Source organism: Methylobacter sp. BBA5.1, from assembly GCF_000746145.1.
GTDB lineage: Bacteria > Pseudomonadota > Gammaproteobacteria > Methylococcales > Methylomonadaceae > Methylobacter > Methylobacter marinus.
The window spans coordinates 132433-139630 of record NZ_JQKS01000015.1 but is presented as its reverse complement, the minus strand read 5'-3'; the positions used below and the strand labels follow the sequence as shown (position 1 = coordinate 139630).

The following is a 7198-nucleotide window of genomic DNA, read 5'->3' as shown; positions in this document are numbered from 1 at the left end:
AAACGGAAGTTGAAGCCGGTGGCGAGCGTGCGGCGGGTGATCATATGCTGGCGGTAGGCGTAGGTCTCGCCCTGGTCCAGTTGATTCAGCGCGGCCACCAGATCGCCGTGTTCGTCATACTGGTAGCGCACGAACGGCGTGGCGGCCAATTCCCAACCCTGCTCGCCCAAGGTGGCCGGGCCGATGGCGACGATGTGCCGGCCGTCGCGCTGGATGTGCAGGGTTTTGCCCCAGCTGGCCTTCAGGGCCTGGACCTGGCCGTGCGGGTCGTAGACCGGCTCGATGGACTGGCCGGCGGCGTTCTGCCAGCGCTGCAGGCGGCAGCGGCCGTGCTCGCCCTGGAAGAGGCGGTCCGGCTGGCCGGCGCTGACCAGGCGAAAATGGCCGGCTTCCCGGTATAGGCGCAGCTGCTCCGGCAGGTTCAGGCTGTCGTCGCCGGGTTCGGGCAGCGGCAGTTCGATGGTGCGGCCTTCGCGGTCGTGGAAGGCGACGGCCGTGTCCGAGACGTCCAGCCACTCGTCCAGCGGCGTCAGCCAGCCGTGGCCCAGCTGCAGGTCGGCGGCAGACTGGCCGCTGCGGTAGAAGCGCGTCCAGGGCAGGCTCAGCGGCCCGTCCCAGGTGAAGTCGGTCAGTGCCAGCAGTTCCTCGCCGGTGGCCATGCTGATCGGACAGCCGCTGGTGCAGGTGTCGGCGGCCTTCAGGGTGGGTTGGCCGGCGGCGGAGCGGCCGGTCTTGACAGACGTCTTTGGCGCGGCCGGGCTGTCCGGCGGCTCCAGCGGGCAGCGCACGATGCTGACGGGCGCCTGATGGGGCAAGGCGGCGCCGGCTTGAACGGCCTGGGCCGCGCGTTGTTCGGCGCTGGCCAGATCCTCGACCTTGTCCAGCTTGCCGGTTCTGGCGAACAGTTCGCCCGCCTTGCCCAGCTTGCCGATCTGGCTGGCCGGGACGGCGCCGGTCAGCACGTACGAGGCCGTTTGCGCGTCAAACTCGGCCAGGCGGCCTTCCGCGGCGGCCTGGGCTCTCGCCGTTTTGTAACTATCCCAGGCGGAGGCGGCACCGTCTTTGATCTCGTTGAGGGTGCCGGTGGGATCATCGATGGCGTGGCCGATCGCATCGCCGGCCTGTTGGGCGATCTCCTGGGCGGTTTCAAAGGCTTGCTCCCGGTAGGCCGGATCGGTCGCCAGGTGATAGCCGGCCTTGCCCAGATCCATGGCGCCATCGACGCCTTCCTTGGCGCGCTCCAGGAGATTCCTGGCAAGCTGTTTTCTGAATTTTGTGGGATAACCAAACGCTTCTTCCTGCATTGCAATCTCCTATAACCAAATGCCGGCATCCAGCGCCAGCCGCACTCTCAGCAAGGCGGTTTGGGCTTCCACTGTCAAGGCCGGTGTCAACAGTCCCTTGGCCCAAGGGGCTTGGTGTTCGAACTGCTCGCCGTAGTGCAGTCCGCAGGCGGCGAATACGAATTGTGCATCTTCGCTCAGAAAACCCCGGGTTTCGGCGCGTTTGAGCGCGCGCGGCAGCAGCGCCTCCTCCTCCAAAAGGGCGGCGCTGTCCGGCAAGGCGTTGGCCAGGGCCAGGGCGATGCGGGCGGGGCGGTCCAGGCCGAAGCTGTCCTGGCTGAGAAACCAGCCTATCGTGCCGGCTGCGCGGCTGGCTTCCGTCCAAACGCCCGGGGGCAGCCGCTCGGTCAGGGCCGCGAGACGGCCTTCGACCGGCAGGGCGGTATTGACCAGCAGCGCATGGATGGCCGGGTGCCGGTCAAAGTCCGGCGCGACGGCCGCCATCAGGTAGACGAACGATCCCAGGCTGGCTTGCCAGGTGAGGCCGTAACAGCGCGCCCGCGCCAGGCCGAAGCCGATCAGGCGCGTCAGCGTGATTGGCGACAGCCGGGCATAGGCCGGATAGGTCTGCTGGATATGCCGGCACAGGGTGGTGCGGAATCGCTGTTCCTGGTGCTGGTCGAGCAGGCTGAGCTGATGGGGTTGGATCGTCAGCATGCGGGAGCGGTCGGGGCTAATGGCTTATTGAGCGGGGCGTTTGGGGAGGTCCGAGAGGTGTTGTCCATCACGTGTTGTCCATAAGGTTCGGGGCGGTAGCGCTTTTTAGTCTAGCTCAAATTTGGCAATTTAAAAAGGGTAATTGCCTAAATGCATCTATCGCAAATGATTCAACAAGCATGACGCAGCCGGCTACCGGTTGTCTATTCTGTTGTCAAAACTGAAAAATGCGGGACTGCTTGAATATGACCCTCTAGCTCCAGGAATCTTGTACGATAATTAAAGTCTAGCGCTATGAGGAAGGTAAATATGATCAGATTGATTTATGCAAGCACGGCGTTAAAGGACTGGAGTGCCGAAGACCTGTTAGGGCTTTTGAAAACCTGTCGTACCAATAACAGTGCCCGGGATATCACCGGAGTGCTTATTTATTTACGCAGGACTTTTTTTCAGATCCTGGAAGGCGAGGATGAAACTGTCAACGATGTTTTTGAAAAAATCCGGAATGATAAACGCCATAAAGACGTTACCCTGCTGGAAAAAAGAACCATTGATGAACGGGAGTTTCCTTACTGGAGCATGGGGTTCGAAAAGCTGGACGACTTCGATTTGACCAGTATCAAGGGCTTCAGCCACATTCTCGACAAGGATTTTACCCCGGAGGGCATCGCTTTAAACAAGGGCATTATCAGCCCGTTAATCCATCTTTTGCGCGGCAAACTGATCCGGCATGTGAGTGAGGCAAAGCACGAAGAATTGCCCATGGATCATGAGGATCCGGTCATTCAATTATTGCACCGCACGATTCGCTCAGGGGTCAAGTTTCTGGCGTTATTGATGGTTTTTGTGATTCTGCTCGGTATTGTCGATGTCATTTATGTAATTTACGAGAAAATGATATCGCCGCCTTTTTTGCTGATGACCATCGATGACATCCTGGATACTTTCGGCGCCTTCCTGGCCGTGTTGATCGCCATTGAAATTTTTCTGAATATTACCTTGTATATCCGCAGCGATGTGATTCCCGTCAAGCTGGTGGTGGCAACCGCTTTGATGGCGATTTCGCGAAAAGTCATTGTTTTCGATTATAAACACCTGTCCAGCGAGTATGTCAGCGCGTCGGCCCTGGTTGTCGTCGCATTGGGCGTCACTTACTGGCTGATTCAAAAAAAGGAATAGACCCGGAGGCAAGGGAAAATCAGTGCTTCCGGACGAAATCAAGGCATGCTCGGTCGTTTTAGCAACGGCAAAAAATTCAATTTCCATGCCAAAAACAGGTAAGATGAAAAAGGAATGCGAAAAACCTATCAACCTTTAGCTGAACGGAATGGTTATGACAGGCAAAACAGATCCTCTTTATCTACTTTTGATCAGTGTTCACGGCCTGATTCGAGGTCATGATCTAGAACTCGGCCGCGATGCCGACACGGGCGGACAAACCAAATATGTCGTCGACCTGGCCCGTGCCCTGGCGCTTCGGGAAGATGTCGAGCGTGTCGACCTGGTAACCCGGCAAATTATCGATCCCAATCTCAGCGCCGATTACGGCGGACCGTCTGAGACGCTTCAGGGCAAGGCTAATATCATCCGGATTGCCGCCGGTCCGGACGGATATTTCCGAAAAGAGGAACTCTGGGATTATCTGGATATCTTCGCCGACAATCTGCTGCAATGGCTGCATCAACAGCCGCGCATGCCCGATGTGCTGCACAGCCATTACGCCGATGCCGGCTATGTGGCCATACGCATTGCCCACCTGACCGGTATCCCGTTGATTCATACCGGCCATTCGCTGGGGCGCGACAAGCGCGGCAGGCTGCTGGCCATGGGGTTGCACGGCGACATGATCGAGCAGCGTTACCATCTGTCCCGCCGGATCAATGCCGAGGAAGATATTCTGGCCAATGCGGAGCTGGTCATTACCAGCACGCACAACGAAATCGCCGAACAATACGAGCTTTACGATTATTACCACCCTGAGCGTATGGTGGTCATTCCGCCCGGCACCGATCTGGACCAGTTCCACCCGCCGAACGGCTCGGAGGAAAACACGGCGTTTAACGATAGTCTGGCGCGCTTTTTAAACAAACCCGAAAATCCCATGATTCTGGCGCTCTCGCGCCCCGACGTGCGCAAAAACATCACTACTCTGATCGAAGCGTACGGCGAATGCCCGGCCTTGCAGCAGCTGGCCAATCTGGTCATTGTGGCCGGGAACCGTGATGATATCCGTGAAATGGACGAGGGTGCCCAGTCCGTGTTGACGGACATTTTACTCCTGATCGATTATTACGATCTCTATGGGCGTATCGCCATCCCCAAACATCACAGCCAGGAAGAAGTGCCGGCTATCTACCGTCTGGCGGCTTCGTCAAAAGGCGTATTCGTCAACCCGGCATTGACCGAGCCGTTCGGCCTGACCCTGCTGGAAGCGGCCGCCTGCGGCCTGCCGTTAGTCGCGACTGAAAACGGCGGCCCGGTCGATATTATCGGCAATTGCCATAATGGCCTGCTCATCGATCCGCTCGATAAGCAGGCGCTGGCCGAAGCGCTGATGACGATCATCAGCGATCGGCAGCAGTGGCAGACCTTTTCCGAAAACGGCCTGGCCAATGTGCGCCAATATTATTCCTGGCAGGCCCATGCCGAGAATTACCTGAATGCCATCAAGCCGTTGCTCGGCCAGCAGATGCCGCTGCCCAAAATCTCCCGGCCGCGTATTTCCCTGCGTTACCAGGATCGGGCCATCTTCAGTGATATCGACCAGAGCCTGCTCGGAAATCCGGAAGGCTTGCAGGAGTTCGCCCGCTATATCCGCGACAAGCGCCGGCACTTCTTTTTCGGCATTGCGACCGGGCGCCGGCTCGATTCGGCCCTGGCGGTGCTGAAGAAACACCGTATTCCGACGCCGGACGTATTGATTACCAGTCTCGGCACGGAGATTTATTACACGCCGCATATCACCGCCGACACGGCCTGGGCCCGGCATATCGATCATTACTGGAATCCGGGCGCCATTCGCAGGATTGTGGGCGAAATACCCGGGCTGATCCTGCAGCCGAAGAGCGAACAAAGCCGTTACAAGATTTCATTCCAATACAATTCCGACATCGCGCCGCCCCCGGATGAGATCAATGCACGGCTGCGTCATGAGGAACAAGTCGTCAACGCCCAGCTATCTTTCGGACAATATTTCGATATCGTGCCGGTGCGCGCTTCCAAGGGCCTGGCTTTGCGCTATTTCGCCCAGCAATGGAATATTCCGCTGGGCAAGATACTGGTCGCCGGTGGCTCAGGCGCCGACGAGGACATGATGCGCGGCAACACGCTGGCCGTGGTCGTGGCCAACCGGCATCGCGAGGAACTGTCGCAGCTCGATGAACTGGAACGGATCTATTTTGCACAACAACCTCATGCCTTGGGCATTATCGAAGCGATAGAACACTATGACTTCTTCAACAACAATGACTGAACGACTGTTAATCTGTACCGATCTGGACCGCACCCTGCTGCCGAATGGCAGCGCGCCGGAATCGGCCTCGGCCAGAGCGCTGTTCAAGGTCCTGGCTGAGCGCGCGGAAGTCGTGCTGGCCTATGTCTCGGGCCGGCACAAGGCCCTGGTCGAGCAGGCGATGGCCGACTACCGGCTGCCGCGGCCCGATTTCGTCATCGGCGATGTCGGCACCAGCATTTATGCGATAACCGCAGATGGCTGGCGCGAATGGCCGCAATGGGCGGAAGCCATCGCGCCCGATTGGGCCGGCCGGGAGCACGATGACATGCGGCGGTTGTTTGCGCCTTTGGCCGGCTTGACATTGCAGGAAAGCGCCAAGCAAAACCGCTTCAAGCTCAGTTACTATGTGCCGATCGAGATCGATTTACCCCGGTTACTGGCGGCCATGCGCGACCTGCTGGCGCAACAGGCCATTAGGGCCGATCTGATTTACAGCGTCGACGAGGCCGCGAACATCGGATTGCTGGATGTGTTGCCGGCCAGCGCCACCAAATTCCATGCCATCGAATTTCTGATGCGGGAACTGGGATTCGGCATCGAAAATACCGTTTTTGCCGGCGACAGCGGCAACGACCTGCCGGTGTTGACCAGCCCCATCCGCTCGGTGCTGGTGGCCAACGCCAGCGATGAAGTGCGCAAGCAAGCGCGGGAACTGGCCAGGCAACACTCGACAGACAGCGCGCTTTATCTGGCAAAAGGCGGTTTTATGGGCATGAACGGCAATTACAGCGCCGGTATTTTAGAAGGTGTCGCGCATTATTTGCCGCATACGGAACAATGGATGAAAACTGATGACTAACAAACCTATTAACCTGTTCGGCGAAGTGCTGTTCGACCATTTTCCCGACGGCAGCTGTGTACTGGGTGGCGCACCGTTCAACGTCGCCTGGCATCTGCAGGCTTTTGCCCAGGCGCCGCGGTTTATCAGCCGGGTCGGCAAGGATCCGCTGGGCGATGCGATCGCAACGGCCATGCAGGACTGGGGCATGGATTTGTCGGGCCTGCAACGCGACAGCAAACACCCTACCGGGTCGGTGCAGGTCATGATTGACGACGGTGAACCCCGTTATGCGATCCTGCCGGCCCAAGCCTATGACTTCATTGCCGCCGATGAACTCGATACCGAACACTTTGGCGGCCTGCTATACCACGGCACGCTGGCGGTACGGCACGAAGTCTCCAGACAGGCGCTGGCGGCCTTGAAAGCCAGGCATCGCGGCAAGGTATTTCTGGATGTCAATCTGCGCGCGCCATGGTGGGACAAGGCCGAGGTGCTACGGCTGCTTGACGATGCCGACTGGGTCAAGCTCAATCATCACGAGCTGGCGGCGCTGCAAGCGGTTTCGGGCGATATTAAAATCTATATGCGCGCGTTTCAGTCGGCTCATGGCCTGGAGGGGCTGATCGTGACTTGCGGGGAGCAGGGGGCGCTGGCGATTGATGCGGCGGGAAACCAGGTCGATGTGGTGCCGTCACCGGCCTTACAGGTCGTCGATACGGTCGGTGCCGGCGATGCCTTTGCGGCGGTTTTGCTGCTCGGGATTAACCGGGGCTGGAACTTGCGGCTGACGATGGAACGTGCGCAGAGTTTTGCTTCGGCATTGGTCGGCCGGCGCGGCGCTACGGTTCAGGATAATAATTTCTACCAGCCATTTATCGATGCCTGGGCGTTAACCTAATTCAT

Annotated in this window: 6 protein-coding genes; 4 read left to right on the top strand and 2 right to left on the bottom strand. The window is 58.6% G+C overall.

All coding sequences use genetic code 11. From position 1 onward, the window contains the following. Both EK22_RS10750 and EK22_RS10745 read right to left on the bottom strand, forming a co-directional pair. A partial coding sequence (locus EK22_RS10750; RefSeq protein WP_036250793.1) for a DUF6531 domain-containing protein occupies window positions 1–1304 on the bottom strand: 1304 nt, incomplete at its 3' end. Between the two features lie 9 nt (window positions 1305–1313). After that, on the bottom strand, window positions 1314–2000 hold the full coding sequence (locus EK22_RS10745) for a hypothetical protein (RefSeq protein WP_036250790.1): 687 nt from the start codon (window positions 1998–2000) through the stop codon (window positions 1314–1316). A 309-nt stretch (window positions 2001–2309) separates the two neighbouring features. Between EK22_RS10745 and EK22_RS10740 the strand changes: the two genes are divergently transcribed. The 4 genes from EK22_RS10740 to EK22_RS10725 all read left to right on the top strand — a co-directional run bounded on the left by EK22_RS10740 (window position 2310) and on the right by EK22_RS10725 (window position 7193). Continuing rightward, window positions 2310–3179 carry a phosphate-starvation-inducible PsiE family protein gene (locus EK22_RS10740; RefSeq protein WP_036250788.1) on the top strand — a complete coding sequence of 290 codons (870 nt, stop codon included), beginning with the start codon at window positions 2310–2312 and terminating at the stop codon, window positions 3177–3179. Between the two features lie 148 nt (window positions 3180–3327). Then, window positions 3328–5472, top strand: coding sequence for an HAD family hydrolase (locus tag EK22_RS10735; protein WP_036250787.1), 2145 nt, complete (start codon window positions 3328–3330; stop codon window positions 5470–5472). After that, a complete protein-coding gene (locus EK22_RS10730) occupies window positions 5465–6313 on the top strand; it encodes an HAD-IIB family hydrolase (protein ID WP_036250786.1) in 849 nt (282 codons plus the stop codon). Before EK22_RS10735 ends, EK22_RS10730 begins: the two co-directional genes overlap by 8 nt. Further along, window positions 6306–7193 carry a carbohydrate kinase family protein gene (locus EK22_RS10725; RefSeq protein WP_036250785.1) on the top strand — a complete coding sequence of 296 codons (888 nt, stop codon included), beginning with the start codon at window positions 6306–6308 and terminating at the stop codon, window positions 7191–7193. Before EK22_RS10730 ends, EK22_RS10725 begins: the two co-directional genes overlap by 8 nt. Window positions 7194–7198 lie beyond the last annotated feature (5 nt).